This window comes from Paenibacillus senegalimassiliensis (assembly GCF_001486585.1).
GTDB lineage: Bacteria > Bacillota > Bacilli > Paenibacillales > Paenibacillaceae > Fontibacillus > Fontibacillus senegalimassiliensis.
In genome coordinates this window covers 747,256-772,324 of sequence record NZ_LN909046.1, presented here as the reverse complement: position 1 = coordinate 772,324, position 25,069 = coordinate 747,256, and the positions used below count along the sequence as shown (strand labels likewise).

Below are 25,069 nucleotides of genomic sequence, written 5' to 3'. Positions count from 1 at the left end.
AACTGTTAAACTGTAAAGAGCTAAAATCTATTCATCTTTGCCCATTATAATATTGATCGCCTGCTTCTGTCACGTGATGTTTGCATTTTCCGCAGAAAAGTCCCTCTGTTTGATAACGGCCAGCTTACGAATCCGGTGCTGCCCTACCTCACGTACAGCGAATATGTAACCCCGGTATTCAAATTCCGGCTTCTCCTGAATTGTAGGAATCCGCTTGAGTCGTCCGATCATAAATCCGCTTAGCGTATCATAATCCTCTATCGGCAAAGGGATATCCAGCACGTCCTGGGCATCGTGCAGCGACATGGTGCCACTGAACAAATAATGTCCCTCCTCCACTAGCTCGAATTCACGCTCTTCACTGTCATGCTCATCATAAATATTCCCGACGATTTCCTCCAGCAAATCTTCCATCGTGACGATCCCGGCCGTTCCGCCATATTCATCCACAATGACAGCCATCTGAATGCGGTTCTGCTGCATATCCTCAAATAATTCATTGGTCTTCCTCGACATCGGCACGAAATGAGGCGGCGTCACCATCTCCTGCAAATTCCAGTCTTCTTGCGCTCCTCCCCGTAAATAACGCAGCAAGTCCTTACTATGCAGAATCCCGATCACATTATCGATCGTCTCCTCATAGACCGGAAATCGGGTATATTGCGCTTTGTCGGCCAGTTCAGCAACCGTCTGCTGATCGGCCTCCACCGGAATTCCTACGACATGAATTCGATGAGTCATGATTTCATCAACCGTCAAATTATCAAAGTCAAAGATGTTATTAATCATCAGCTTCTCAATCGGCTGAATCGTCCCCATCTCGGTGCCGGTATCCAGCATCATGCGAATCTCTTCCTCCGACACCTCTTCATCATTGGCATTCGGATCAATCCCGAACAATCTGACGATCAGATTTGTCGAACCGGTAAGCAGCTTCACGAACGGTGCGGTCACCTTGGACAACACCGAAAGTGTAGTAGCTGCGAGCATCGCCATGCTTTCCGCTCTCTTCATCGCTACCCGTTTAGGAACGAGTTCACCAAGCACCAATTGGAAGTAGGATAACAGCAACGTAATGACAATCAACGAAATTGTGCTAAGTACGGAAGGCGCAAGCGGCACACCCAGTAAAATCAGATAAGCAGCCAGGTCACCCGCAAAGCTCTCACCCGCAAAGGCACTGGCAAAAAATCCAGCCAGCGTGATTCCGATTTGAATCGTGGCAAGAAATTTACTTGGCTCGCCGAGCAAGCTAAGAATGATCTTCGCCTTACGATGGCCTTGCTGGGCCATTGCCCTTATTTTATTATCATTCAAGGAGATTAAGGCAATTTCCGATGCAGCAAAAAAAGCATTAATCAAAATCAAAACAAGAATAATGAAAAGCTCAACCAATCCCACACACCTCCAAATATTTCCCCGTTATTTTGCCGTAACGAATCCTTAGATATACGCAAAAAGGCATAACCCGTCGTCAATCGCTTGACGCAGATTATGCCTGATCATCCGTCAAAGACGGATGTTAAAGGATTCAATTGTATTTGCTGGCTACTCTCGGGGTCGTCCGAAGCATTCATGGATGAAACCTCTTCCTGACGGTAATTATAAATTATTATAGGAAGATCCTCACCCCGCTGTCAAGTTGGACCCTCTGGACCATCTGTTCAGCGCAACGACCGCCTCTTAGGAACCCCTTAGCCAGAAGCCGGCTGGTTATCCAAAGGGCAAGGGCGCCTGCCCTCAAGCGGAACGTCTTCTAGCATCCGCTTCAGGTGGCTACTTTCGATTCCCAACACTTGCGCACATTCCTGCGACGTCAGAAATCCCCGCTGATAAGCTTCGATTACCTTTCGCTTGTCCATAACCTGACCTCCATTGACCGTATGCTACAAGTATAGGAAAGTTCAGGAGATAATATACAATCAGGCCTTTTTGCGATAGAAGAAAGTTTCCGCCGGCTCCAGCCCATATTGACTTGGGGAGAAAATCTGCTCCGTGCTGCCCACGAACAGAATGCCCCCGGGGCGAAGCGCACCCGCAAATTTATGATAGAGTACCTGCTTGGCTTCCTCGGTGAAATAAATCATGACGTTCCGGCATACGATCAGGTCGAACCCTTCTTCGAACGTATCCAGCAGTAGGTTTTGCTTCTTGAAGGTAACCGCCTTCTTCAGCTTGGCATCAAAACGAAACATCTGACCCTCCGCCGTGAAATACCGCTCGGCCACCTCCTTGGGCACGTCCTTCAACGACCGCTCCAGATAAAGCCCTTCCTGTGCCTTCGCCAACGCTCCCTCATCAATATCCGTAGCCAGCAGATAGGTTCCACCGAGCAGTCCAGAATCTGCCAGAATCATCGACAACGTATAAGGCTCTTCTCCAGTCGAGCAGGCAGCGCTCCACACCCGTAGCTTCGGCCGTCCGGCAGATAGCTCAGGCAAAGCTTCGTCCCGTAGTACCTCCCAGCGATTCGGGTTCCGCCAAAATTCAGAGACGTTAATCGTCATTTTATCCAGGAACTCGTAAAACAACGACTTATTGCCCATCATGGCTGTATAGAAATCTGTAAATTTGGTATAGCCGTTCTTGTTACGCAGCGTAGTTAACCGCCGCTTCATCTGAGCTTCCTTATATTGGGCCAAATCGATGCCTGTGCTCTTCTTGATGCCTTGAATGAATTCAAGATAATCGGGGTCTACACCCGTCTCTGCTTGGTTTGCCCGGGGAAGTTCGGGAAAGATGCGGTTCATATCCATGAGCTCACGCTTCTCGAATACTTCATGAGTTCCGGTTCCGTAAAGAAATTGGCGATTTCACGTTCTGCGCTTTCGCTGCCGTCCGAGCCGTGAATCAAATTAAACGGTGTATGGGCGGCAAAATCCCCACGAATAGTTCCAGGCAACGCCTCCGTCACCTTCGTCTTACCGATCACCATCCGGGATAATGTAATAATGTCATCGCCCGTCCAAACCATGGCAAATACCGGACCGGAAGTGATAAAGCCCACCAGTTCATCAAAGAAGGGTTTTCCCTCATGCTCGGTATAATGCTTCTTCGCCTGATCTTCCGTCACCTGGGTCAGCTTAGCGGCAATCATTTGGAAGCCCTTATCTTCAAACCGGCTAACGATTCTGCCTACCAATCCGCGCTGTACGCCGTCTGGTTTAACCATCAAAAAAGTTCTTTCCATGGTTCCCCTCCCGAAAAAAGTCAACATTGTCCATTCGTTTGCTAGACGCCTTGCCCGCTCCTACGGAAAGAAGGCGGTTTCATCTGCATTTTACCAGATACTCACGAAATAGGTAAAGATTAATAGGCGCGCTTATTGATAAAGCGGGCAATATCCTGCAAATGAGTCCGCGAAGCAGTATCCGCCAGCCCTTCTAACGCCTTGAGCGCCTTGTCAATAAAACGGTCAGCTAGTACCTCTGCTCGTTCGATACCACGGCTTCCCCGAATCATCTCGATGGCCCGCTTCTCGTGTCCGGTACCATCACTTGCTTGAATACCGCGAATTTCTTGCAGCAGAGGGCCTCGTAATTCTGCTTCCTGCAAGGCAAAGATCACAGGAAGCGTAATATTGCCCTGACGCATATCGCTACCTGGCGGTTTGCCAATCGTCTTCTCGGTTCCAAGCAAATCCAGCAAATCATCGCGAATTTGAAAGGCCATGCCTACATTGTAGCCATATCGGTAGAGCGCAGTGCTTACCTCATGGGAAGCTTCCGCTGCCATGGACCCGAGCTGGCAGCTTATCGCAATCAGCAGAGCCGTCTTGCGGCGAATCCGCAGCAAATAGTTCCTGACGCTCTGCTCGGTATTGAAAAAATCGCGGATTTGCTCCATCTCACCGATGGACATCTCCACCATTGCCTTGGCCAATATTTGATGTATGTATGGGTTGTCCAGCTTTGCTACCTGCTGAAGCGCTTTGGCGTAGATATAATCGCCCGTGTACATGGCAATTCGATTATCCCATTTGGACTTGACCGTAGCCTTCCCACGCCGCGTGTCAGCATCGTCAATAACATCGTCATGTACCAGCGATGCCGAATGGATCATTTCGAGTGGCACCGCGATGTATTGCAGCTTCTGCAAATCGTAATTCCCAAACTTGCCACCTAGCAAAACGAACACAGGACGCAATCGCTTCCCGCCCGCCTTTAGCAAATGCAGGGATGTTTCGCTCAGCAGACCATCATCGTCCTCAATCGCCAGATAGAGCTGCTTCTCGATATAATCCATATCTTTTTTTAGTGATCCAAAAATATCCAATAGTTTCATTCTTTCACCCGTGTCAACGAATTATGATTCCATATTTCCATGTCTACCCGATGATCCAGCAAGCCCATTTCATAAGCGTAATCGAAGTAGAGCGACAGACCCTTACGGCGTTCCGGTCCAAAATCATAACGTAAATTGTGAAAATAGTGTTGCCAGTATTCCCTGGTGCCGCCCAATTCTTCGCAAGCCTTCATAACCAGAGGCGTCACATCAGCAAGGCTTCTCTGCTTGCTGGCTTCAAAGGCCAACGTAATCTCCTCCAGAAAGTCTTCATGACTCCGGGCAAATGGCTGCTGCACGGCCCAGACGGCAAAGGTCATACCGTATCCGGTCCATGCCTTCCAAATCTCCCCAAGGTCCGTCATGATATAACCGGGATGATGCCACGAGGCTTGAATGGCCTGATCTCCGATCAGTAGCGCCGCATCGCTGTCTTCCATCATGGCTTCCAGATCAGGCTCGCTGTTCCAATAGCTTGGCTTGCCGCCATAGGCCTTCTCCATAATAATCTTCAACAAATTCACCGAAGTAGCCGACGTATTGGTTAAGGCAATCCGGCCGTTCGCCACTTGCTCTGGCGGCTTCCGCGAGAAGAGCAGAATGGAATTAACCGGGCCGTCGGCGCTCACCGAAAGATTAGGCAATAATACTAACCGGTCGCTACCATGTCCATAGGCGAAGGAAGATACCGGCGATATATCAAGCGAACCCTCCAGCATCCGGCTATTCAGTTTGGATGGCACCTCGGTTACCAGTCGGCTGGGTTGCGAGAGCTGGGCCGTCTCGAAATAGTGGAATACAGGCCATACGTTACTATATTTTATTTTACCGATGAGGATGTCTTTATTGCTTCGGCTCTGCATCGTGATCCCCCCATCTATGAAATAAGGCATGCTCGATACCGAGATTGTCCAATACCTTGCCCACCATAAACGCCACAAGATCATCGATGGTCTGTGGACCAAAATAAAATGCTGGCATCGCCGGAATCATCCGAACCCCTAAACGAGACAGCTTCAGCATGTTCTCCAGGTGGATGGCATGCAGTGGTGTTTCGCGGGGAACCAGCACTAACGGCCGCCCCTCCTTAAGCATGACGTCCGCCGCGCGGGCCATCAAATTATCGGATGCTCCCGTCGCAATTGAGGACAATGTGCCCATCGAACAAGGCATCACGATCATACCGTAGGTAAGAAAAGAGCCGCTGGCGATCGAAGCGCCGATATCGGCGATCGGATGGTACACGAGCTTGCCGGGAAGTGCGCCGAAGCTCGTCCGTAGCACCTCTTCCCGATTCGTCGTATCCCACCCGAGTTCTTCCTTGATCACCCGCCAGCCCGCATTGGAAATAACCAGATGGACGGTAAACTGCATGCCGAGCAGCGTCTCAATCAGCTTAACACCGTAAATGGAGCCGCTGGCCCCGGTCATGCCAATAACGATTGTTTTGGTCTTATTCATCTGTAATGACGCACCACCAAGTCGATCAAAGTAAACGAAAAGACCACGATACTGAGTACACCGTTCATCGTAAAGAAGGCGGTCTGCAGACGGCTTAAATCCCCCGGAGACACGATATGATGCTCATAGAACAATATCAAATAAGCGATAATCATACCCGCAATATACCACCAGCCCAAATCCGTCATGAGCAGCATGGCGATAAAGCCTAACGCCGTGAGAATATGGAAAGCCTGGGCAATCTTTAACGATTTGGCCACTCCAAAGCGTACCGGAATGGAATGAAGACCTTCTTCCTTATCAAATTCAACATCCTGACAGGCATAAATAATATCAAAGCCGGCAATCCAGAACGTAATCGTAGCAAAGAAAATCATTGCCGTCCAATCGACCTTCCCGGTCACCGCAGCCCAACCTCCCAGTGGAGCCAGAGCAATCGTCAGACCCAGCACAACATGGCAAAGCCAGGTAAAGCGCTTCGTGTAGGAGTAGAACACTAGCATCACTACAGCAATAGGCAGTAATTTGAGCGCCAGTGGTTCGAGTTCAGCCGCAGCCCAGAACAATAGCACGAAGGAAGCTATAATAAATAGGATGACTTCCCCGATCTTGAGCAAGCCTGCCGGAATGGCACGACCCGCGGTTCGTGGATTCTTGGCATCACTGACCCGGTCAATCAACCGGTTGAGCCCCATAGCAGCACTGCGAGCTCCGAACATGGCAAGCAACACCCAGCCAAGTTGCGCCCAGGAGGGAAGCGTATTGTTGACAACCTCGGAACCAAGGAGCGCGCCCATAAATGCAAAGGGCAGTGCGAACACCGTGTGTTCGAATTTAATCATTTGCAGAAAGATACCAATTTTCTTAAACATGTTACGTCTCCTTCGTTCCGATGTGCAGAGCGGCAATTCCACCAGTTAAAGGATAGGCTTCGACCCCGATTAATCCGGTCTCCCGGAAGATTTGGGCAAGCTCTGCGCGCCCGGGGAACTGAACCAGTGACTCCGGCAGCCACTTATATTGCTGGTACCGCTTGGCCACTAGCTTACCGACCATCGGCATAATTTTCTGGAAGTAGAAATAATAAAGTCCCTTGAAGGGTTGCCAGGTTGGCTTGGACAATTCCAGACAAACGACCATACCGCCCGGCTTCACAACCCGCTTCATCTCCTGCAAAACTTGACGCAGATCTGGCACGTTGCGTAAGCCAAACCCGATCGTCGCATAATCAAAGGTGTCATCCTCAAACGGCAATGCCATCGCGTTCCCTTGAATCAAGGAGATTTGCGATTCGAATCCGCTCTCCTCCACCTTGCGGCGTCCAAACTCCAGCATATTCTCACTGAAGTCAAGGCCGGTAATCGTCCCTCCGCTGGCCTGAGCCATACTGATCGTCCAGTCGCAGGTGCCGCAGCATAAATCAATAGCTGTGTCCCCAGGGGACATCTTCATCTTGGCCATCGTGAACTTACGCCAGGCCTTATGGCGTCTAAAGCTAATTAAATCATTCATCATATCGTATTTTGGAGCAATGCTCTCAAAGACGGAGTGTACAAACTGTTCCTTGTTCTCCGATGAAGTCGATGGACTCATTCGCAAATTACCTACCCTTCTTGCACGGAACGGCGCACAGGCGACAATACGGCGGCAAACGGCTCAACAATCGCTCGCAGTTCGGCCCGCACCGTTTCTTTGTTGCATTCATGAAGCAGTGATTGCACATGGTCCACCGATTGGTGGAGCATGGATGTCAGTTGCTCTCTGATGTTATATTTGGCTAATAGCAACGTCCAGTCGCGTTCTCCGATCTTGCGTTCGGAGAGCGTCTCCCGTTCCTCGGAGGTTGCGGCTTCCATGATTCGCAGGTAGGCATAACCTTTGCGCTCCTGCGGCAATTGTCCAGCCAAGCGGATCTCGTCCATGACAACCTCGCAATGACTTAATTCCGCCAGTAAATGCTGCCACATGCTTTGGGCCGATTGGTCCAGCAAATGCGTAAAAGAAAGAAAAAGCCCCATCCTCACATGGACGCATTCCTTCACGTATTCCTCCGCCGGAACCACCATCCGCTTGAGCCGGCTATACAAACGTGCCTTCAGCCGGTTTACCTCGCAAATGGCCGCACTCATCCGGGACACCATACCAATCTCTCCGGCCTGGGCCAGCAATTGATAGAAGGCGCCGCTGAAGTAATCCCCCGCCAGCACCTTAAGCTGCCTTGCGCGCATCTCAGGCGAAGCCTCGGCTAATCCCTGCTCCAAATCAATCTGATCATGGGTATCCATGCCTAATTGCACAAGGAAAGCAGCGAGCGAACAAGTCTCCGCCGTCGAAGCCGAGCCCTCCTCCCGGTCGTTTAGAAAGGTATAAAGCAAGCGAACACGGGGCACCGGAAATTCCGGAAGCGCCGTGTATGCGGTAATCATGTCATAGCTGACATATTTATGTGCCAATTCAGTTATGCGATAAGGTTTCATCCTTTGCCTCCGAGCCGCTAGTCCTTTATCATTCATTGATTCACAATAATTCTGTCACAATCTTGTCTATTATAGCATATGTTATTTCACTGCGCACAGAGGTGAACGGTGATCCGCAAGAGAAATATGGACACTACTCACTCAGGAAGCGAGACTTCCATAGCTGCGTCTGCGTGACATGCATTCTTGACTGCAAATCCTCCGTCAATGGGCCATCTCCTATATCCCGTAAGCCGGACAATTCCTCGGTTGATATTTCGTTCCGCCTCACGTCAGCGGCGATAAGCAGATATCTCGTGCCCAGCCATCGGTCCTCGGCCAGCACACGCAGCAACAATTGGTCTACGTTGCTAGTATGCTCAAAAGCAAAGGAAATCAGCTCGGCCATCCCCCGGTAGACCTGCTCCGTGCTTGACTCCTCATCCATCACCTTCAAATCGACGGACAAGATGCCTGCATTCAAATCCACCTTGGCGAGCGGTAACGGAAGCGGTAGAACGGACAAACCATCAACCAAATTATCCTCCGTCAACCTGACTGGCTTTTGTCCTGCAAATACAGTGGTTGCATAGGGCATCTGCTCTGTCTGTGAATCACCAAGCGAAGATATCGCCGCCCACAACATAGCACAGCTCATAGCCAGCAGTACGGCTCGGAAGACTATTTTCCCATACATGGGGCACTCTCCCTTCAGATGCGATCAGACCGTTCGGAATAACCCACCCTGTCCGAGAGTCCTATACCCCATTGTACATAGAAAAAAAGCAGGCTATGCCTGCGATTTGAAAAATCATTCTTCCGTATCGATAATTCCATGCTTGGTGTATACGAGTGCTTTGCCGCGGACCTTCACCGCCGACGTATGATCCGTGAATTGAGCGATTAACACTTCGCCTTTGTCCAGCTTCTCCGTATGGTGAAAGCGAGTATCTTTCCCCCGGGTCAGACCGATCACCGTAACTCCTTGCTCCTTGGCTTTAACGACAAAGTAATCCCCGCCCGTAACCCCCGATTCATTGCCGCCTACGTTCTGATTGTCCACCATGGCTGCGCCTCCCTTTGCATTTTTGATCAGGCTGCTCTCTGCTCTACAACCTTCCGTGAAAAGAAAAAGCCGTGAACGGAAAGCCCACGGTCTTTTGCACGGAAAGATATATAGAAATCTTTATTTAATTCCGTCTTTGAGCGCCTTGCCTGGTTTAAAGGCAGGAATTTTGCTCGCAGGGATTTCGATTTCCTCTCCGGTTTGCGGGTTACGGCCTTTACGGGCAGAACGTTCACGGACTTCAAAGTTGCCAAAGCCAACCAGTTGAACTTTGTCTCCACTTTGGAGCGCTTCGGAAATAGCTTCGAAAACAGCATCTACCGCTTTCGTTGCATCCTTCTTGGACAATTCCGTGCTTTCAGCCACTTGAGAAATCAAGTCGGATTTGTTCATTTCTGATTCACCTCCCTGTCAAGGAAAATTATACCACTTGTTATTTGTGTTTCCGTTTTATCGCAGAATATACGCGAAATGAGCCCTATTGGCATATTTTATGGGGCGCGGAACAAACTTATAGTAATACAGCCCGGGCATAATTTCAAGTATTTCAACCTGGAGCGGCATTTTGGCAACAAAATAACCGCACGCGGCCAGCCTGGCACACGCACGGTTACTTAAAGTAAAATCGGTTTTAAAGGATGATCGCGATGAGCCCACCCGAGCCTTCGTTGATGATACGACCCAGTGTTTCCTGCAGCTTGTAGCGAGCGTTGTCCGGCATCATGGCAATCTTGCCCTGAATGCCCTCGCGTACAATGGAATGCAGCGAGCGGCCGAAAATATCAGACTCCCAGATCTTGATTGGATCGTTCTCGAAATCTTGCATCAGATAACGAACCAGTTCCTCGCTCTGCTTCTCAGTGCCTATAATCGGGGCAAATTCCGATTCCACATCCACGCGAATCATATGGATGGATGGTGCCGTCGCTTTCAGTCTTACGCCAAACCGTGAGCCTTGACGAATGAGTTCCGGCTCATCCAGAGCCATCTCTGCAAGCGATGGTGCAGCGATGCCGTAACCGGTCGTCTTAACCATTTCCAGCGCTTCCGCGAAGCGATCATATTCCCGCTTAGCATGGGTGAATTCCTGCATAAGCTGGAGCAAATGGTCTTTGCCGCGAATCTCAACGCCCACCACTTCCATCAGGATACTATCATACAGATCGTCCGGTGCGTACAGGTCGATTTCAGCTACGCCCTGCCCCATATTCAGGCCGCTAAGCCCTGCCCGGTCGATGAAGTCATATTCCATAAAGTTACCCACAACCCGGTCCACATCACGCAACCGGCGGATGTCCTTAACCGTATCGCGAACGGAATTCTCATAATTACTGCGCAGCCAGTGGTTCTCGTTCAGCACCATCACCCAGCTAGGCAAGTTGACATTCACTTCATGCACAGGGAATTCGTAGAGCACTTCGCGAAGTACGCCGGTTACATCTTCCTCGGTCATGGTTGCTGCACTTAACGTAATCACCGGAATATCATACTTCTCGGCCAGTTCACCGCGAAGCTGCAGCGCTTCCTCACTATTAGGTCTTGTAGAGTTAATGACTAGGACAAATGGCTTGCCAACTTCCTTCAGTTCCTCGATAACTCGTTCTTCTGACTCCACATAAGAGTAACGCGGAATATCGGCGATTGTGCCATCGGTGGTCACGACAACGCCCAGCGTAGAATGCTCCTGAATGACCTTGCGCGTACCGATTTCAGCCGCTTCCTGGAACGGTATAGGCTCTTCGAACCATGGCGTCGAGATCATGCGAGGACCATTTTCGTCCTCATAGCCCTTTGCGCCTTCCACGGCATAGCCGACGCAATCGACGAGTCTGACATTCACCTCGAGTCCTTCTGCCACCTTAATCTGCACCGCATTGTTAGGCACGAATTTAGGTTCCGTAGTCATGATGGTTTTGCCAGCGGCGCTTTGCGGAAGCTCATCCACTGCGCGAACCCGATCGGCTTCGCTAGCGATGTTAGGGAGCACAACCGTTTCCATAAAACGTTTAATAAAGGTTGATTTCCCCGTTCGTACCGCCCCGACGACTCCCAAATAGATATCGCCTCCGGTGCGTTCAGCAATGTCTTTAAAAATGTCCACTTTCTCCAATACCAATGATATCCCCTCCTCAAATTTCGCCGAAGGAAAAATGCCTTGAGAGCATCCGCTTCGTTATTCACCATTCCTTCAGAACCACTGCTACGAACAGGAGCGGCAGCCCCTCTTGCCCGTGTCCGCCGCCGCCATCCAAGGTGGAAAGAACCTGAACGAAGCGACGTTAACTCGTACATGCATTTGGACTAGTAACATCTTATGTACCAGATGCGCAAATATGACGGAAATAACCGTACAAGCCCACTTTTTTTGCAAAGCCGCTCGTTCAGCCCGAACCAGGCGGGCAATAAACGCCACATTTTCATTTGTATGACTCTAGTGAAAAGAGTATTCCGCTAATGGTATAACAACAAAAGCCCTTCGGATTTCTCCGAAAGGCATGATTGTGGGTGAATGGACCCCATTTGCGGTCTATAATTATTGATCCGGGGTAAGCTCAGCTAGTGGAGCCCCATCTAGCCAACGGTAAGGCAGCGATTTTACCGGCACCTGAGATGAGCGGTCTGTTAGCCATTGCCGCAAATCCTCTTCCCCTTGAGGCAAACGACCCGATTGATCGATGGCCTGCATAATATCATAGGCGTAGTCTACATAGACATGCCCGGCCGCGTCTACGAGATAAGGCAGAGCCTGGCTAGAATATACGCTTAGCAGCTCATATTGCGAGGCTTGGGCCAGCGATAAGTCTACTTGGTACAGTCCGGGATAGGCCTCTCCGTCCACCTGGCCTGGAAGCTGTCCTCCATGCTGGGAACGGTAGAGTTCTACCTGACGCTGCACATCGTTAACCTTTTGCACCGTATTCAAATCCATTACTTTCACGGTAGGGTCCACCTCTTCGTTAATGACCAGGAAATAAACACTGCCCCCTTGTTCGAAGGCCGCTGCCGGAATATCGTCCAAATAACCCAACTGCTTCATTTGACCCAAATTCAGGCGAAACTTCTCATAACGAGGTATCTCTTCCCCCGCAGTGAAGATGGGCAAAATCCCTCGTTCCTCCTGAAAGCGGTCCAAGGCTTGCTGAACACGTCCCACGCTCTCGGCATAGGATACAGGTCCGGCCTTCTGCTGCTCTCCCCGGTACATACAACCGGTAGAAAAGATCAATAGCAACGTGGCCAGGCCAGACCAGACAAACGGTTTGCTCCATTTTCGTATTAAACTGCTCGCTGCCGGCATCACTATCCTCCTACCACAAGCTATCATCTTGTTGCTGCTCTAATTGTTTGCGGATGGCCGCCTTAAGAGGGTCCTCAGGCACTCGTACCACGCCTTGCCCGCAAATTTTCGCCTGGCAAGCCAGCCGATAACCCTGTTCGATCTGATAGCCAAGCTTCCGCCGCTCCGCCTCCGTAGGCGAAGTCAGTGCAGCAGCTTGATCTGGTTCCAACAAAATTTTGCACATCAGGCACCCCGCTTTCCCTCCGCAACGGGTAGAGATAGGAACCTTCGCTTCACGCGCGGCCCTGAGTACCGTTGTTCCCGGGCGTACCTTGACGGACTTATCCATGGGTTGAAAATTTACTACTATCTTCTCCATGATTTAATCCTCATTCTTCCCAGCCATGGTACTCCTGCCATGGCTGGGACAGAAGCGGCCGATCCAGCAGTTCCGCCATACGTCCGATTAGATCAGAAGTCCAGGCATTTCTCTTAAGCAGCTCCAGCAACAAGGGCAAATGCCGTTCCGGTTCTTTGCGCATGACCGCAGCGATTGGCAAATAACGATCGTGCCGCTCCCGCAGCAAATTGAATATAAATTCATGGGCCAGCGGCATGACTTGTATTACCGCCTTCTGCAAAGCAACCTGATGTGAAGCTCCGGCCAGTAGCTCATTCACCTCCGTACGGTAAGAAGCACGTGCAGTGCGTATTTCAAACCCCCCGGCCATTTCTACCTCCAGGTCACCCAGGCGATAATGGCTAAGTACAGAGGCATAACGCTCGTTGCGATCATAGGCAGGCTTGTCTGTAGCCAGCGAGCTTAGCCGCTCATGCAAGCTGTGAGCTTCCTCCGTATCCGCATAAATATCTATATCCCTTGGCGGGGACTCCAGTGGTACACCCTGGAGCCACAAGCCGCAACTTCCGCCTAACAGCCAGGCCTCCGGCGAGCCCGCAAGCTGACCCGCAAGCTCCTCAAGCGCTACGGTCAACCGGGCATACAGCGCGCTTTGTGATTCAACCATATAGATTCCCCTTCTCTATTCACCAATGTTTACAGAGCTTACGTGATGGATACAAGACCCGCCAGAAATCCCGTCAGCATGATGAGGAAAGCGATGAATGACAGGACCCATTTCACAAGCCCTTTAGTTTTTGTCCGTGCAAACGTAATCAAAAATACGGATATACCCATAATTAGAACTGCCGCGATCGACAACCACATCTTTGTCATAGCATCCATCGTTCAATTCTCCCATTTTCTATCGTTTAATATGATCCATATTATAGCATTTTTCCGCCGATGAGGCTACGCTGTGAAAGCGCAACCAGATCAGGCCAAATCAAATAAAGCCCTGCGACACTATGCCGCAGAGCTTTGGAGTCCCAAGAAAGCATCCTTATTTCTTCATCATCAATTTCATCAAAGCTTCCATATTGGACGGGTTCATACCGCTTTTCTTCACGGCATTGACAATTTCCGAAACGGTGCTTTCCGTGACCGGCACTTTCGCCATGGCCGATACTTGTTTGATCAGCTTGCGCAGTTCAGCTTCATTCTTCATAGTAGACGGTTTGACCGTACTGGCCAGCTTCTTGACCGAACCTTCCGAAATCGTCTTGCCGGTCTTCTTGTTGATGGCATTCAAGGCCTCTTTGGATATTTTGCTCACGCTATCGCCTCCTCCGCTGTCCTCTTCAACCAATGTATGAGGAGGACAAGCGAAAGGTGACGACGTCCCGGAAAACAGGCTTACGTGTGCCACTGCTCCCAAGTTTCCAAGGATATAACTTCCATCTCGGTCTTCTTGTCCCGGCCCATCAGCGTTTCAACAGCGGTGCGCGGGTCCATTCCCTCGAACAGAACATGGTACAATTGGGCAGCAATAGGCATCTGCACTTGATATTTCTCGGAGATGGCATGGGCGGCCTTCGTGGTACGAATTCCCTCCACCACCATTCCCATGGAGCTCAGCACCGTTTCCAGGGAATTGCCTTCGCCGAGCATAAAGCCAGCTCGCCAATTGCGGCTATGTCGACTTGTCGCCGTGACGACTAAATCCCCGATTCCAGCCAGCCCGGCAAATGTAAGCGGGTTAGCGCCCATTTCGACTCCGATTCGCGTAATTTCTGCAAGCCCGCGCGTCAACAGCGCCGCCTTGGCATTATCGCCATATCCAAGTCCATCAGACATGCCAGCCCCCAGGGCAATGATATTCTTCAACGCCCCGGCCAGTTCTACGCCAACCCGATCACGATTGGTATATACTCGGAAATAAGGGTTCATGAACAAATCCTGAGCCAGATCGGCCTGAGACTCGTCTTCCGCAGCAACCACTACCGTTGTAGGGCAGCGCTTGACGACTTCTTCGGCATGGCTCGGCCCGGATAAGACGACAATCCTGCCCTCATCGCAGCCTAACTCCTCGGCAATAACCGTAGACACCCGCTTCAAGCTTTCCGTTTCAAAACCCTTTGTCGCATGAACAACCAGCATATCCTCATGCCAATAGGGCTTCAAGGCTCTAGCCACCTCACGGACCGCCGAAGACGGAGCAACCATAACTACAGCCTTGGCACCGCTTACGGCGGCTTCAAGGTTTGTCGTCGCCTTCAAACGAGGGGATAAATCGATATCTGGCAAGAAACGTTCATTGCGATGCTTGGTATTAATCTCTTCTTTTTGCGCTTCGTTGCGTGTCCACAGGGCCACATCCATATCCTTGTCGGCGAGCACACTGGCTAGTGCCGTTCCCCAACTGCCCGCCACCAATACGGCAGCTTTATTAGACAACGCGATCTCCTCCTTTGGAACCCAGCTTATTCTCCTTACCATGAACAAGCTTATCTATATTGGTGCGATGTCTCCAGAACGCGAACACACAAATAATCAGACTCATCCAGAAATAAGGTCCCAGTTCTCCGGAGATCGCCACCAGAAATAGGGGCGTCAGCAACACAAAGATCAATGAGCCCAGCGATACGTAGCGGGTGAACACGATACAAAGAATCGCAACAACCCCTGCGTACAATGCGGGCAGAAAGAACAGTGTTGCCATGACGCCGATCGTTGTAGCAATGCCCTTTCCGCCTCGAAAGCGGAAATACAGCGGCCAGTTATGACCAATAATCGCGGCAATACCGCAGAGCGAAGCTGTCCATGGATCTCCTCCGCCCAGCCAGTGACCAAGCCAAACCGCAACAATGCCCTTCATTACATCAAGTATCAGAACGAGAATAGCCGGTCCCTTGCCAAGCACGCGCAACGTATTGGTTGCTCCGGCATTCCCGCTCCCATGTTGCCGAATGTCAATTCCCTTCAAACCTTTGGCCAGCACGACGCTGAAGCTGATCGAACCAACCAGATAGCTAATGATAACCGCAACAACAGGTAAAATCACCTTATTCTCCCCTAACCTTCATCAGACTTGCGCCGTGTGAACAGACGGATGGGCGTACCTTCAAAATCAAATGCCGCCCTAATTTTGTTCTCCAGGTAACGCTCATAAGAGAAATGCATGAGCTCCGGATCATTAACAAACACCACGACGGTAGGCGGCTTAACCGCTACCTGAGTGACGTAGTTAATCCGTAAGCGCCGTCCTTTGTCGGTAGGCGGAGGATTGATCGCAATAGCATCGGACACCACGTCGTTCAGCAAATGCGTCTGTACGCGTTTGGTATGCTGATCCGCTACATGCTGTACAACGGGCAATAGCTTATGCAGGCGTTGCTTGGTCTTGGCCGACAGGAACACGACCGGTGCATACGTCATGAACAAGAAGTGATCACGAATTTTTTGCTCGAACTGCTGCATTGTCTTATCGTCCTTCTCGACAACATCCCATTTGTTAACGACAAAAAGGGATGCCTTGCCTGCTTCATAAGCATAACCGGCAATATGCTTGTCCTGCTCGATAATGCCTTCTTCTCCGTTAATCAGCACAAGCACCACATCCGCACGCTCAATAGCCTTCATAGCGCGCATTACGCTGTACTTCTCCGTTGTCTCATATACTTTGCCACGTTTGCGCATCCCGGCAGTATCAATGAGGACATAACGTTGTCCATCCTTCTCAAATGGAGTGTCGATTGCATCGCGAGTGGTTCCGGCAATATCGCTGACAATAACGCGTTCTTCACCAAGAATAGCGTTGACGAGTGAAGACTTGCCCACATTAGGGCGACCGATCAAGGCTACGCGAATAACATCCTCATCGTATTCATCGTCCACAAGCTCAGGAAGGTTATCTACGATCGCATCAAGCAAATCACCGATACCGGTACCATGGCTGCCTGAAACACCGATAGGTTCACCAAATCCCAAGTTATAAAATTCATAGATATTATCAACCCGGCCAATATTGTCAACCTTGTTCACCGCGACTACGATTGGCTTGCCCGATCGGTACAACAGGGTCGCCACCTCTTCATCCGAAGAAGTCACCCCCGCTTTCGCATCGCACATAAATACGATAACGTCCGCCTCTTCAATCGCCAACTCCGCTTGCATGCGGATCGATTTCAGTATCGGCTCTTCATCATCAAGTTCGATGCCACCAGTATCAATGATGCTAAACGCCTTGCCGTTCCATTCCGAGGCTCCGTAAATCCGGTCGCGCGTAATCCCCGGCTTGTCCTCGACGATTGCAAGTCGATCACCGATGATTCGGTTGAAAATTGTGGACTTCCCCACATTTGGCCGTCCAACGATAGCCACTACGGGTCTTGCCATAGACATACCTCCTATTGCTGATCATTCCATCCACATCTTTGATCTATGTTTAATGATTTTATTGACCGTAACATGTAAATCATCATAGCAAAAAAACGGTGGAATGGCTGTATTTATTTATCTTAAAAAAAACGGCGAACCCGCTTCTTCAGGGTCCGCCGATGTTCGAGCCACAAAAAACCTGATTATTTCAATTTGCTAAGCTTGTCGCCGAAACGCTCACCTAGCGTGATGCTTAATCCTTGGTTGTTCAAGGATACGTTAGGGTTATCACCCAAATCTTCTTTTCTCACGCTGCTGCCTTTGGACGGTTTTTCGCTTCTAGGCGTTGGAGCCGGAGCTTCTTCCGTTTCCTTGATGCTGAGGCTAACCCGCTTCTCCGAAGTATTTACGTCAAGCACCTTCACTTGTACCGTTTGGCCTTCTTTCAATACTTCATGCGGAGTACCGATATGCTTATGAGAAATTTGAGAGATATGAACGAGTCCTTCCACGCCAGGAGCGATTTCTACGAATGCTCCGAAGTTCACCAGGCGTCTTACTTCACCGCTGACGATATCCCCAGTGTGGAATTGCTCAGCCGCTGTATCCCAAGGACCTGGGAGCGCCGCTTTGATGCTCAGGCTGATTTTGCCCTTCTCAGGATCAACCTTAAGCACTTTAACCTTCACTTGGTCGCCTTCGGACAAAGCGTCGGATGGCTTCTCAACATGGCTCCAAGCGATTTCGGAGACGTGAACCAAACCGTCAACGCCACCAACATCAACAAATGCGCCAAATTGAGTCAAGCGTTGAACCGTACCTTCAAGCACTTGGCCTTCGCTCAATTCGCCCATAACCTTCAGCTTGTTAGCTTCAAATTCTTGATCTAGCACGTCTTTTTGCGAAAGGATGACCTTGTTGTTCTCACGGTCCAGTTCTTTCACTTTGACGCGAAGCGTGCGGCCTTTGTAGTCGCTGAAATCTTCAACGAAATGACGTTCTACCATGGATGCTGGAATGAATCCACGTACGCCAACGTCTGCAACGATTCCGCCTTTAACGACATCGGCAACGGTCACTTCAAATACTTCTCCGCTTTCAAAGCGCTTCTCAAGCTCTTCCCAAGCGTTTTCGCTGTCGATAGCACGTTTGGAAAGCACCAGTCTTTCCTTCTCGTCGTCGATGCTAACAACCTTGGTTTCTACTTCCTGACCAACGGCAACCGCGTCCGAAGCGTTGTCCAGGTGAACAGAAGACAGCTCACGAATAGGAATCACACCGTCATATTTATATCCAATGCTTACATAAGCTTGGTTATCCTCGATTTTTACGATCGTCCCTTTGACGGTGTCCCCCTTTTTCAAGGAAACGATTTGTTCCAATTCATCCTGATTTGTTACTTCTGTAGCGTCTTGAACATTTTTTGTTTCTTCCGACATGTCAATAACCTCCTCAATTCAAAAAACCATTTATTTAAACCCGCTTGAAGCGAAGTTCAAAACTTGCCTGCAACCTATTTAAAGGTTATCTTTCCATATATCCTCTATCTTCATGCATGCTGGGACGAAACCTCAAAGCCTACTGCTTCTTCAGTTCTCCGATGCGTGCCATGATTCTTGCAGTGGCCAATTCCGCTGCATCCGGGCCGCCGTTCTCCTTGAACTCCGTCAGATCTACCGGTGGACCATACACTACGCGCATCTTTCTGAACCATCGGTAATTACCGATGATCGCCACCGGAACCACTGCCGCATCACTGCGAAGGGCAAAGGTAGCCGCGCCTCTCTTGCCAACTGCCTGATCTTCTCCCTTGGAACGTGTACCTTCCGGGAAAATACCCATAACATGACCATTTCGCAACAATAGAAGCGATTGCTTAATGGACTCTTTGCTGACTCCGCCCCGTTTGACCGGGAAAGCGCCAAGCTGCTTGATGAGCCAGCCAAAACCAACGATATCGAACAATTCCTTCTTCGCCATAAAATGCACTTTACGTTTTAACATAATGCCGATGGTGGGAGGGTCAAACAGGCTAATGTGGTTAGAACACAGCAATACGCCGCCCTCTTGCGGAATATGCTCCAAGCCGATAGGCTCCAGGCGGAACACTAATTTGTAGAAAATGCGTAGCACACCTCGACAAAAATTGTAAATCATCTCTGGTCAACTCTCACTTCCGTAGGTTCTGCACAAGCAAAATGATGTGATCCACGACTTCATCCAAAGACATATCCGTGGTATCGAGCAGTATAGCATCCTCGGCCTGACGCAACGGTGAAACTTCCCGTTCCTGATCCAGCCGATCACGCTCCGCAATCGAACGCACCAAATCTTCGAATGAAATTTCGTCTTGCTCCTTCATTTCCTTGTAGCGACGACGCGCTCTCTCCTGGACGCTGGCGGTCATGAAAATCTTCAATTCCGCATCGGGCAGAACCGTGGTGCCGATATCGCGCCCGTCCATCACGACGCCTTTGCGCAAAGCCATTTGCCGCTGCAGAGAGACAAGCCTGCTACGCAGCCCCTCGATTTGCGCATATCGGGATACCTGGGCGTTGACGGCTAGAGAACGGATGTCCTCCGTGACGTCTCCACCGTTCACCCGAACCTGCTGCCCTTGCTCGCCGGGCAACAACTCAATGTCCAGATCCGGCAAAATGTGCATGATTTGCTCCACGTTATCCGAACCGATGTCCCTTTGCAGAAAATACCATGTTGCCGCCCGGTACATTGCCCCGGTATCGACATAGACATAAGCTAATCTGCTGGCCACCATTCGGGCTATCGTGCTCTTCCCGGCTCCGGCAGGACCGTCAATTGCAATGTTGATGTTGTCATGAGCTGTAGACGCCTGACTTGCCAAAGGGGTACTCCTCCTCAAACACATCCTCAATAAAAAAGCAGGCATTGCCTGCGACGTGAAAATTATACCACATAACATAGAGGGATGCAAAAGAATCAATATTGGATATTCCAAAGCTTAATTGCTTTCTTGGCTTGCATCCCTGAGGATGGGCACCCCCTCATATCGATCTGCCGAAGCGAGATAATAACGTAGTGCCGGAATGCGCAATAGCCCCTGGAACAAGCAAAGTCCTATAAGCAATACCAGAACCAATCGTCTCAGCCATTTCTCTATCCCATCTGAAAATTGCAAAAATAATCCGGTAAATGCCTCGGCATCCTTGATATCGTCAGCATTTTTCACCTTCATCCCTCCTAGCTCAGAACTTGTCTGCCATATAACTATAGCTTATCCAATTATGAGCAGCAGGAACCGGACTCTTTCGGGCAATCAATTGTCCTTCATATTAAGCCGTTGCCTCTCGAAGCTAAAGCGAACCAGCTTCTGGCGTTCCGTATCCAGAATTGTAATAAAGCTAAGCATAGCCACGATACGGCCATTATCCAGTTGCTTGGTACGAACTACCTCGGCATCAAAAGGGACATTATCAATCAATCCATTCTTAAAAGGCACACGCAGCCAGCAGAACATCCGATCTCCCTCAGAGATCGGATAGAAACTGTCACATTTGAAGGAGACACCTCCCCCGCCAACATCCTCTGTATAGGTCACGAAGCGTGTCTCATCCCTTAACTCTATCGCGAGTTCAAGTTCCGCGGCCACACGCAAGTAATTGCGCCGCTGCACCTTCGTAATGGCGGCCTGCTCTGGCCGCTGTATTCTGACCAACGGGATGCCGTCCTCGGCAAAACCCAAAACATATGTATTAAAATATCTGAGTCCCGATTCCGTAGTAAAGGATATCGATAGCTCTTCCCCGATGCCGGGCTTTCTCATCCGTCCGCTTCCGATTTCAATCGGCATTTCTATCAGGAACGCTTCATCCTCCACATCGGCAATCCGGGATTTTCCGGCTTTATCCGCATCTCCATTATCCTGGGATACGGACCTGATGTGCACCAGGTCGTTCACTTTTGGAAACAAACTACCCACCACCTGAGTTTTATTAAGGCATGCCACCTTTTCCCTGATTATAGCACGGCTCAAGGCCTCCAAGTTCGCGAATATTGTTAAGCTTTTTCACGCAAAAAAGAATGCCCCGGCTAAGCAGACCGAGAGCATTCTTCATTGTTATCAGGAGTGTCAGGATTGGATAGCTTCTTCCTTGCCCGCTCTGATCTCCTCCACAATCTCTTCATTCCCGTTATCGGCATTAATGTAAATCCGGTACTGTGACCCGTTGACCGAGCCGCCGAATTCATACGTTAATACTTTCTCCGACTGTTCATTTTCAATCAAGGCCAGCCGTTGGTATTTTTCTTTGTACTGGCTATTCAGAAATTTACGGGCTTCCTGCACCGTGAGCTTGGGCTTGCCCGCCTCATTTTGGTTCTCTCGCTCGTAAACGTAATCGCTGGCTTGCATGCCGGTTACCTCACCGTTATCCAAGGCGACTCGCAAGGTAACTTTCTCGGGATAAATCAGCACCTCTCCTTGCTTGGTGACATACGTAAAGTTCCCCTCATTATCGAACTCATCGAAGGAAACGGCCGTCAATCCCTTATAACCCTTATCCGCTAAAAACTTGTCCGCCTGGGCTCTGGCCTTATTTGCGTCCACCGCTTTTTTTCCGACCTCGCGATTGTAGGAGTAGGAGATCAAATGCCCGCCGTTTCGGGTAAAATCAAGACTCCATGACTCCCCTTTCCCTTTATTCTGCACATTTGCTGTATAAGAAGCCCATTCCGTTCCTTTTCCGTTCTCAATCACTTCAATATTGGCTGCACCCTTAGATCCAACAAATGCTGCTGCCTTCTTCTTGATATCCTCTGTCGTGATGGGCTGGCCGCCAAGCTTCTTGACGGAACGCTTGTTATACATGCTGGAGATGGAAGGCCCCCAATCCAACTCAGGATATTCACCCACCTTCTTGTCAACGGTCTTGAACCCGTCAATGATGGTGTTATCATTGGGCTCCTTCTGGCTGACGAGCGCCGTTTCAACATCCATCCAGCGTAGCCGATTAGAAATGACCTTATCCTGCACCTCAACTAAATCCTTGGAAATCTCCGCTGAATTTTTGTAAAGCTCTTGCAGGTTTTTCATTTCATTATCGCTCAAGGGCTGTTTGGTCAAGTCTCGGATCGCCGTCTGATACGAAAATTTGGCAATTCTCGACAGGAACTCCTCCGTTTTATTGAACGGTAGCAAAGTCAATGGAAGCTGGTTAATTTCGTTTTGCGCTTCACTCGTAATCCGCCACACGTTGACAAGACCTTTGCGCTGCGATCCGGTCGAAGCCGCGTTTAACGCTAGCGTAGTCCCAAGCTCGCTATGCAGCTTGTCCACATGATAGGACAAGTCATGGAACGCACGCTGATATTGATTTTCCGCCTTGATCAGAATCGCATTTTTCTCCTGGTTCTCCTGATAACCCCAAACAAGGGAACCGATCAGCAAAAGCGCCGTCACCGGAAAAAGAATGGCACTCAATCTTTTATACATCGGCTAGAAGCACTCTCCCTTCTTCAACTAGATTGGGCTTAGTTTGACATGAAGGAAGGAAGTTTATGCACGTCCTCTTCGATTTTGAAGTGCTCACGATTGTTGCACAGGCACTGCTTGAACCCGGTCTCGATTCGTCCGTTCTGCTTGTTGCCCCTCAATATAAAATGCTCGCCACAGTATTTGCACGTAATCTTTACTTTGACACGCACGAAAAAGGCACCCCTTTCCCAACTTCCAGCAACGATAACCGCCGCCTAATATTGGAATCAGGATGCCCTATTTTTACCTAAATTAGTCCTGCCCCTTCGCTCCAGTTAACCGGAACGGGGAACGCTTGTTGGCCCGATACATCTTGCCCAGACCTCCATACCAGAAAAATGCCATCAGCGGAACGATGAACCATATCCAGTATTGCGAAACATTGTTCAAGAACCAGTCGTAGACACCATGCCAGAACCAGGGGAATAACAACGAAAACCAGATAAACTTCCGGCTTACCCAACCGGTAGAGAATTTAGCCCGCCCCAGGTAATACCCCATCATCACACCAAACATGGCATGGCCGGAAACAGGGAGCAAGGCGCGAACCATCATCGTTCCGATGGAAGCCTGGCTGGCGAAGGCATAAAGCACGTTCTCCACCGTAGCGAACCCCAGTGAAATCGCTGTTGCATACAGAATGCCGTCATAAGGCTCGTCAAACTCCGTGTGATTATAGATCATATGGAATAATACAAACCATTTGAGCGTTTCCTCCACGCCCGCCGAAATCCCAAAGGCCGTAACCAGCGAACCGTCACCGAGCCATAAGGTTAAACCACGCTGAAAGATCATGACCGGCAAAACAATCAAGAATCCCAGCAGGAACACCTTGATGACCATATGCAAGGGTTCAGCATCATACTTGTCCTTGAGATAAAAATACGTAAGCAGAGCAATACCGGGAGCTACCGCTGCGCTTGCAATTGAGAAAAAGAGCAACGGTTATCCCCCCTTATTGACCCGCTTGCCGTTCCACGTTTCTCTTCCCTATCAGACTCGCGCCACTTCTTGGAGCACGAGGTTAGTCTTGACGTTTGAAATAGCCGCAAATGGTCTCAATCGCATTCTCGGCCATCACCAGATTACCGTACTCCTCAAGCATAGCTGTGGTGACAGAGGTCGCCTCACCGAATTCGGCCAACACTGCAATCAATGCAGGATGCTTGCCTTCCTCCAATTCCTCCGGCTCCAGTTGAAGAATCCATTTCCCATTATATTTATACAGTCTGCCGGCGTTTTGGAGCATCGGCCGCAACACATGTGCCGCCTCAATCAAATTCTCGAAATCTTTAAAGGAATAAAGAATGGTATCGCTTTGCTCCAGCGTAACTTCCATCTCGTAAACTTCTTCCGGCAGCTCATCCTCATAGGGCGATCCGACACCATGGTGATGGTGATCGTACTTCCCGCGCGTTACGATGACGACCATTCCCTGAGCGGGGAGGGCGAACACTTCAACGGCCAGAGGCCCGGTGGCATCAAAGCCCACTTCATTGTAAGCCTGATCCATCATTTCAGTGAACAAATCATGGACCTTAGGAATTTCCTGCCACATGTCCTCTTTCTGAATACCGCGTTCGCTTAAATCGTCAAACGTGAGGAAAATCCGTACCTTATCCTGGCCAAGTCTTTCTATCTTCATATACAGGATCCTCCTCTCTCTATACCGTATTATAACAGATTATGAAACCTGCTGTAATGTGTGATGGAAATGGTTCTTTGTATGTATGTTATCATTTATTCCCCCTAATTGCACGTAAATAAAATAGACAGAAAAGAATCATTTTCCACTGCCCTGAAGGGAGTAAAAAATGATTCTGATCCTCGTCTTTTTGTACCCGTTTACAGACCGGGAATTACGGTATGAGTTTCCTTGAGAATCGCTTCAACCTCGCGCCGCACATTGGCATCGCTCTTAATGAATTGAAGCAGTTGCTTCATATCGTATTCCTTCGAATGATGCGAGTCCGCTGTGGAGCCTGGACTGGGATACACCCGGGCATTTTCAGCCCCACCAGATGCCAAGTGTTGATCCGTCTTAGCCGTATCCGTCGCACAACCATGGCTTTTAGCCGAGGACAGTCCGGCAAATTTCAGCATACTACCGGCTCCCCCCATGGCCGACATCAACCCGCGCTTCCTTTTGGAAGCCCACATTGTCGCAAAAGCACCCACCAGCACACCGCCTAAAAATGAGGAAGATTTCACGCAAACGCCCTCCTTGGATATGTTAAAATCATCTGTAGTGTTCACCTCTTGCAGCAAACTCATGCGGCATAAATACAGG

At 49.8% G+C, this 25,069-nt stretch carries 32 protein-coding genes; all 32 read right to left on the bottom strand.

Annotated elements, in window-relative coordinates:
* Positions 1-69 precede the first annotated feature (69 nt).
* Positions 70-1,395 carry a hemolysin family protein gene (locus BN3279_RS17615; RefSeq protein WP_082673114.1) on the bottom strand — a complete coding sequence of 442 codons (1,326 nt, stop codon included), beginning with the start codon at positions 1,393-1,395 and terminating at the stop codon, positions 70-72.
* 299 nt (positions 1,396-1,694) lie between these two features.
* A complete protein-coding gene (locus tag BN3279_RS24065; RefSeq protein WP_187377817.1) occupies positions 1,695-1,862 on the bottom strand; it encodes a hypothetical protein in 168 nt (55 codons plus the stop codon).
* 60 nt (positions 1,863-1,922) lie between these two features.
* Positions 1,923-2,756 carry a CheR family methyltransferase gene (locus BN3279_RS17610; RefSeq protein WP_059052513.1) on the bottom strand — a complete coding sequence of 278 codons (834 nt, stop codon included), beginning with the start codon at positions 2,754-2,756 and terminating at the stop codon, positions 1,923-1,925.
* Positions 2,747-3,190 carry a nucleoside-diphosphate kinase gene (gene ndk, locus BN3279_RS17605; protein ID WP_059052512.1) on the bottom strand — a complete coding sequence of 148 codons (444 nt, stop codon included), beginning with the start codon at positions 3,188-3,190 and terminating at the stop codon, positions 2,747-2,749. Before ndk ends, BN3279_RS17610 begins: the two co-directional genes overlap by 10 nt.
* A 119-nt stretch (positions 3,191-3,309) precedes the next feature.
* On the bottom strand, positions 3,310-4,284 hold the full coding sequence (locus BN3279_RS17600) for a polyprenyl synthetase family protein (protein WP_059052511.1): 975 nt from the start codon (positions 4,282-4,284) through the stop codon (positions 3,310-3,312).
* Complete coding sequence (locus BN3279_RS17595; protein WP_059052509.1) at positions 4,281-5,147, bottom strand: menaquinone biosynthetic enzyme MqnA/MqnD family protein; 867 nt, start codon at positions 5,145-5,147, stop codon at positions 4,281-4,283. Before BN3279_RS17595 ends, BN3279_RS17600 begins: the two co-directional genes overlap by 4 nt.
* Positions 5,128-5,745 carry a UbiX family flavin prenyltransferase gene (locus BN3279_RS17590; protein WP_059052507.1) on the bottom strand — a complete coding sequence of 206 codons (618 nt, stop codon included), beginning with the start codon at positions 5,743-5,745 and terminating at the stop codon, positions 5,128-5,130. Before BN3279_RS17590 ends, BN3279_RS17595 begins: the two co-directional genes overlap by 20 nt.
* The gene (locus BN3279_RS17585; protein ID WP_059052506.1) at positions 5,742-6,617 is read right to left on the bottom strand and encodes a UbiA-like polyprenyltransferase; all 876 of its coding nucleotides are present in this window, start codon (positions 6,615-6,617) and stop codon (positions 5,742-5,744) included. The genes BN3279_RS17590 and BN3279_RS17585 overlap by 4 nt, the downstream gene beginning before the upstream one ends.
* 1 nt (position 6,618) lies before the next feature.
* Positions 6,619-7,338 (bottom strand): demethylmenaquinone methyltransferase, encoded by a 720-nt coding sequence (locus tag BN3279_RS17580; protein WP_059052505.1) that lies wholly within the window; start codon positions 7,336-7,338, stop codon positions 6,619-6,621.
* An 11-nt stretch (positions 7,339-7,349) separates the two neighbouring features.
* Positions 7,350-8,222 (bottom strand): heptaprenyl diphosphate synthase component 1, encoded by an 873-nt coding sequence (locus tag BN3279_RS17575; RefSeq protein ID WP_059052504.1) that lies wholly within the window; start codon positions 8,220-8,222, stop codon positions 7,350-7,352.
* Positions 8,223-8,355: 133 nt separating this feature from the next.
* Positions 8,356-8,898: a hypothetical protein gene (locus BN3279_RS17570; protein WP_059052502.1), complete on the bottom strand. Its 543-nt coding sequence runs from the start codon at positions 8,896-8,898 to the stop codon at positions 8,356-8,358.
* 114 nt (positions 8,899-9,012) lie between these two features.
* Positions 9,013-9,267 carry a trp RNA-binding attenuation protein MtrB gene (mtrB, locus tag BN3279_RS17565; protein ID WP_059052500.1) on the bottom strand — a complete coding sequence of 85 codons (255 nt, stop codon included), beginning with the start codon at positions 9,265-9,267 and terminating at the stop codon, positions 9,013-9,015.
* A gap of 120 nt (positions 9,268-9,387) precedes the next feature.
* On the bottom strand, positions 9,388-9,660 hold the full coding sequence (locus BN3279_RS17560) for an HU family DNA-binding protein (protein WP_018751416.1): 273 nt from the start codon (positions 9,658-9,660) through the stop codon (positions 9,388-9,390).
* Positions 9,661-9,898: 238 nt separating this feature from the next.
* Positions 9,899-11,377 (bottom strand): stage IV sporulation protein A, encoded by a 1,479-nt coding sequence (gene spoIVA, locus BN3279_RS17555; RefSeq protein WP_026263374.1) that lies wholly within the window; start codon positions 11,375-11,377, stop codon positions 9,899-9,901.
* Between the two features lie 423 nt (positions 11,378-11,800).
* Positions 11,801-12,565 (bottom strand): hypothetical protein, encoded by a 765-nt coding sequence (locus BN3279_RS17550; RefSeq protein WP_059052499.1) that lies wholly within the window; start codon positions 12,563-12,565, stop codon positions 11,801-11,803.
* Positions 12,566-12,575: 10 nt separating this feature from the next.
* The gene (locus BN3279_RS17545) at positions 12,576-12,926 is read right to left on the bottom strand and encodes a 2Fe-2S iron-sulfur cluster-binding protein (RefSeq protein WP_059052497.1); all 351 of its coding nucleotides are present in this window, start codon (positions 12,924-12,926) and stop codon (positions 12,576-12,578) included.
* A gap of 10 nt (positions 12,927-12,936) precedes the next feature.
* Complete coding sequence (locus tag BN3279_RS17540) at positions 12,937-13,575, bottom strand: nucleotidyltransferase family protein (protein WP_059052495.1); 639 nt, start codon at positions 13,573-13,575, stop codon at positions 12,937-12,939.
* A 38-nt stretch (positions 13,576-13,613) separates the two neighbouring features.
* Positions 13,614-13,793 carry a DUF2768 family protein gene (locus tag BN3279_RS17535; protein ID WP_059052494.1) on the bottom strand — a complete coding sequence of 60 codons (180 nt, stop codon included), beginning with the start codon at positions 13,791-13,793 and terminating at the stop codon, positions 13,614-13,616.
* Positions 13,794-13,950: 157 nt separating this feature from the next.
* Entirely contained in the window at positions 13,951-14,223 is a 273-nt protein-coding gene (locus tag BN3279_RS17530; protein WP_059052492.1) for a stage VI sporulation protein F, read from the bottom strand.
* Positions 14,224-14,303: 80 nt separating this feature from the next.
* Positions 14,304-15,344 (bottom strand): NAD(P)H-dependent glycerol-3-phosphate dehydrogenase, encoded by a 1,041-nt coding sequence (locus BN3279_RS17525; protein ID WP_059052490.1) that lies wholly within the window; start codon positions 15,342-15,344, stop codon positions 14,304-14,306.
* Complete coding sequence (gene plsY / locus BN3279_RS17520) at positions 15,337-15,951, bottom strand: glycerol-3-phosphate 1-O-acyltransferase PlsY (protein WP_059052488.1); 615 nt, start codon at positions 15,949-15,951, stop codon at positions 15,337-15,339. Before plsY ends, BN3279_RS17525 begins: the two co-directional genes overlap by 8 nt.
* An 11-nt stretch (positions 15,952-15,962) precedes the next feature.
* Positions 15,963-17,285 carry a ribosome biogenesis GTPase Der gene (der, locus tag BN3279_RS17515; RefSeq protein ID WP_059052486.1) on the bottom strand — a complete coding sequence of 441 codons (1,323 nt, stop codon included), beginning with the start codon at positions 17,283-17,285 and terminating at the stop codon, positions 15,963-15,965.
* Positions 17,286-17,470: 185 nt separating this feature from the next.
* A complete protein-coding gene (gene rpsA / locus BN3279_RS17510) occupies positions 17,471-18,706 on the bottom strand; it encodes a 30S ribosomal protein S1 (protein ID WP_059052484.1) in 1,236 nt (411 codons plus the stop codon).
* Between the two features lie 139 nt (positions 18,707-18,845).
* The gene (locus BN3279_RS17505; protein WP_059052482.1) at positions 18,846-19,424 is read right to left on the bottom strand and encodes a lysophospholipid acyltransferase family protein; all 579 of its coding nucleotides are present in this window, start codon (positions 19,422-19,424) and stop codon (positions 18,846-18,848) included.
* Positions 19,425-19,437: 13 nt separating this feature from the next.
* Positions 19,438-20,130: a (d)CMP kinase gene (gene cmk, locus BN3279_RS17500; RefSeq protein WP_187377815.1), complete on the bottom strand. Its 693-nt coding sequence runs from the start codon at positions 20,128-20,130 to the stop codon at positions 19,438-19,440.
* 117 nt (positions 20,131-20,247) lie between these two features.
* Complete coding sequence (locus BN3279_RS17495) at positions 20,248-20,481, bottom strand: hypothetical protein (protein ID WP_232436878.1); 234 nt, start codon at positions 20,479-20,481, stop codon at positions 20,248-20,250.
* 81 nt (positions 20,482-20,562) lie between these two features.
* Complete coding sequence (locus BN3279_RS17490; RefSeq protein WP_316245770.1) at positions 20,563-21,225, bottom strand: flagellar brake protein; 663 nt, start codon at positions 21,223-21,225, stop codon at positions 20,563-20,565.
* Between the two features lie 150 nt (positions 21,226-21,375).
* Entirely contained in the window at positions 21,376-22,737 is a 1,362-nt protein-coding gene (ypeB, locus tag BN3279_RS17485; protein WP_059052474.1) for a germination protein YpeB, read from the bottom strand.
* 38 nt (positions 22,738-22,775) lie between these two features.
* On the bottom strand, positions 22,776-22,949 hold the full coding sequence (locus tag BN3279_RS24060) for a hypothetical protein (RefSeq protein WP_187377814.1): 174 nt from the start codon (positions 22,947-22,949) through the stop codon (positions 22,776-22,778).
* 82 nt (positions 22,950-23,031) lie between these two features.
* Positions 23,032-23,721: a glutamic-type intramembrane protease PrsW gene (gene prsW / locus BN3279_RS17475; RefSeq protein ID WP_059052472.1), complete on the bottom strand. Its 690-nt coding sequence runs from the start codon at positions 23,719-23,721 to the stop codon at positions 23,032-23,034.
* A gap of 82 nt (positions 23,722-23,803) precedes the next feature.
* Positions 23,804-24,424 carry a genetic competence negative regulator gene (locus BN3279_RS17470; RefSeq protein WP_059052470.1) on the bottom strand — a complete coding sequence of 207 codons (621 nt, stop codon included), beginning with the start codon at positions 24,422-24,424 and terminating at the stop codon, positions 23,804-23,806.
* A gap of 200 nt (positions 24,425-24,624) precedes the next feature.
* A complete protein-coding gene (locus tag BN3279_RS17465; protein ID WP_059052469.1) occupies positions 24,625-24,990 on the bottom strand; it encodes a hypothetical protein in 366 nt (121 codons plus the stop codon).
* Between the last annotated feature and the right edge of the window lie 79 nt (positions 24,991-25,069).

Bases quoted from the DNA above. Each gene is read 5' to 3' on its own strand.
- BN3279_RS17545 (WP_059052497.1), bottom strand. From the start codon at position 12,926: ATGGAGAAGATAGTAGTAAATTTTCAACCCATGGATAAGTCCGTCAAG.
- BN3279_RS17470 (WP_059052470.1), bottom strand. From the start codon at position 24,424: ATGAAGATAGAAAGACTTGGCCAGGATAAGGTACGGATTTTCCTCACG.
- BN3279_RS17535 (WP_059052494.1), bottom strand. From the start codon at position 13,793: ATGGATGCTATGACAAAGATGTGGTTGTCGATCGCGGCAGTTCTAATT.
- BN3279_RS17610 (WP_059052513.1), bottom strand. From the start codon at position 2,756: ATGGATATGAACCGCATCTTTCCCGAACTTCCCCGGGCAAACCAAGCA.
- BN3279_RS17560 (WP_018751416.1), bottom strand. From the start codon at position 9,660: ATGAACAAATCCGACTTGATTTCTCAAGTGGCTGAAAGCACGGAATTG.
- BN3279_RS17575 (WP_059052504.1), bottom strand. From the start codon at position 8,222: ATGAAACCTTATCGCATAACTGAATTGGCACATAAATATGTCAGCTAT.
- BN3279_RS17600 (WP_059052511.1), bottom strand. From the start codon at position 4,284: ATGAAACTATTGGATATTTTTGGATCACTAAAAAAAGATATGGATTAT.
- BN3279_RS17505 (WP_059052482.1), bottom strand. From the start codon at position 19,424: ATGATTTACAATTTTTGTCGAGGTGTGCTACGCATTTTCTACAAATTA.
- mtrB (WP_059052500.1), bottom strand. From the start codon at position 9,267: ATGGTGGACAATCAGAACGTAGGCGGCAATGAATCGGGGGTTACGGGC.
- ypeB (WP_059052474.1), bottom strand. From the start codon at position 22,737: ATGTATAAAAGATTGAGTGCCATTCTTTTTCCGGTGACGGCGCTTTTG.
- BN3279_RS24065 (WP_187377817.1), bottom strand. From the start codon at position 1,862: ATGGACAAGCGAAAGGTAATCGAAGCTTATCAGCGGGGATTTCTGACG.
- BN3279_RS17580 (WP_059052505.1), bottom strand. From the start codon at position 7,338: ATGAGTCCATCGACTTCATCGGAGAACAAGGAACAGTTTGTACACTCC.
- ndk (WP_059052512.1), bottom strand. From the start codon at position 3,190: ATGGAAAGAACTTTTTTGATGGTTAAACCAGACGGCGTACAGCGCGGA.
- rpsA (WP_059052484.1), bottom strand. From the start codon at position 18,706: ATGTCGGAAGAAACAAAAAATGTTCAAGACGCTACAGAAGTAACAAAT.
- BN3279_RS17585 (WP_059052506.1), bottom strand. From the start codon at position 6,617: ATGTTTAAGAAAATTGGTATCTTTCTGCAAATGATTAAATTCGAACAC.
- BN3279_RS17495 (WP_232436878.1), bottom strand. From the start codon at position 20,481: ATGAAGGTGAAAAATGCTGACGATATCAAGGATGCCGAGGCATTTACC.
- der (WP_059052486.1), bottom strand. From the start codon at position 17,285: ATGGCAAGACCCGTAGTGGCTATCGTTGGACGGCCAAATGTGGGGAAG.
- BN3279_RS17570 (WP_059052502.1), bottom strand. From the start codon at position 8,898: ATGTATGGGAAAATAGTCTTCCGAGCCGTACTGCTGGCTATGAGCTGT.
- BN3279_RS17595 (WP_059052509.1), bottom strand. From the start codon at position 5,147: ATGCAGAGCCGAAGCAATAAAGACATCCTCATCGGTAAAATAAAATAT.
- BN3279_RS17540 (WP_059052495.1), bottom strand. From the start codon at position 13,575: ATGGTTGAATCACAAAGCGCGCTGTATGCCCGGTTGACCGTAGCGCTT.
- BN3279_RS17550 (WP_059052499.1), bottom strand. From the start codon at position 12,565: ATGCCGGCAGCGAGCAGTTTAATACGAAAATGGAGCAAACCGTTTGTC.
- BN3279_RS17590 (WP_059052507.1), bottom strand. From the start codon at position 5,745: ATGAATAAGACCAAAACAATCGTTATTGGCATGACCGGGGCCAGCGGC.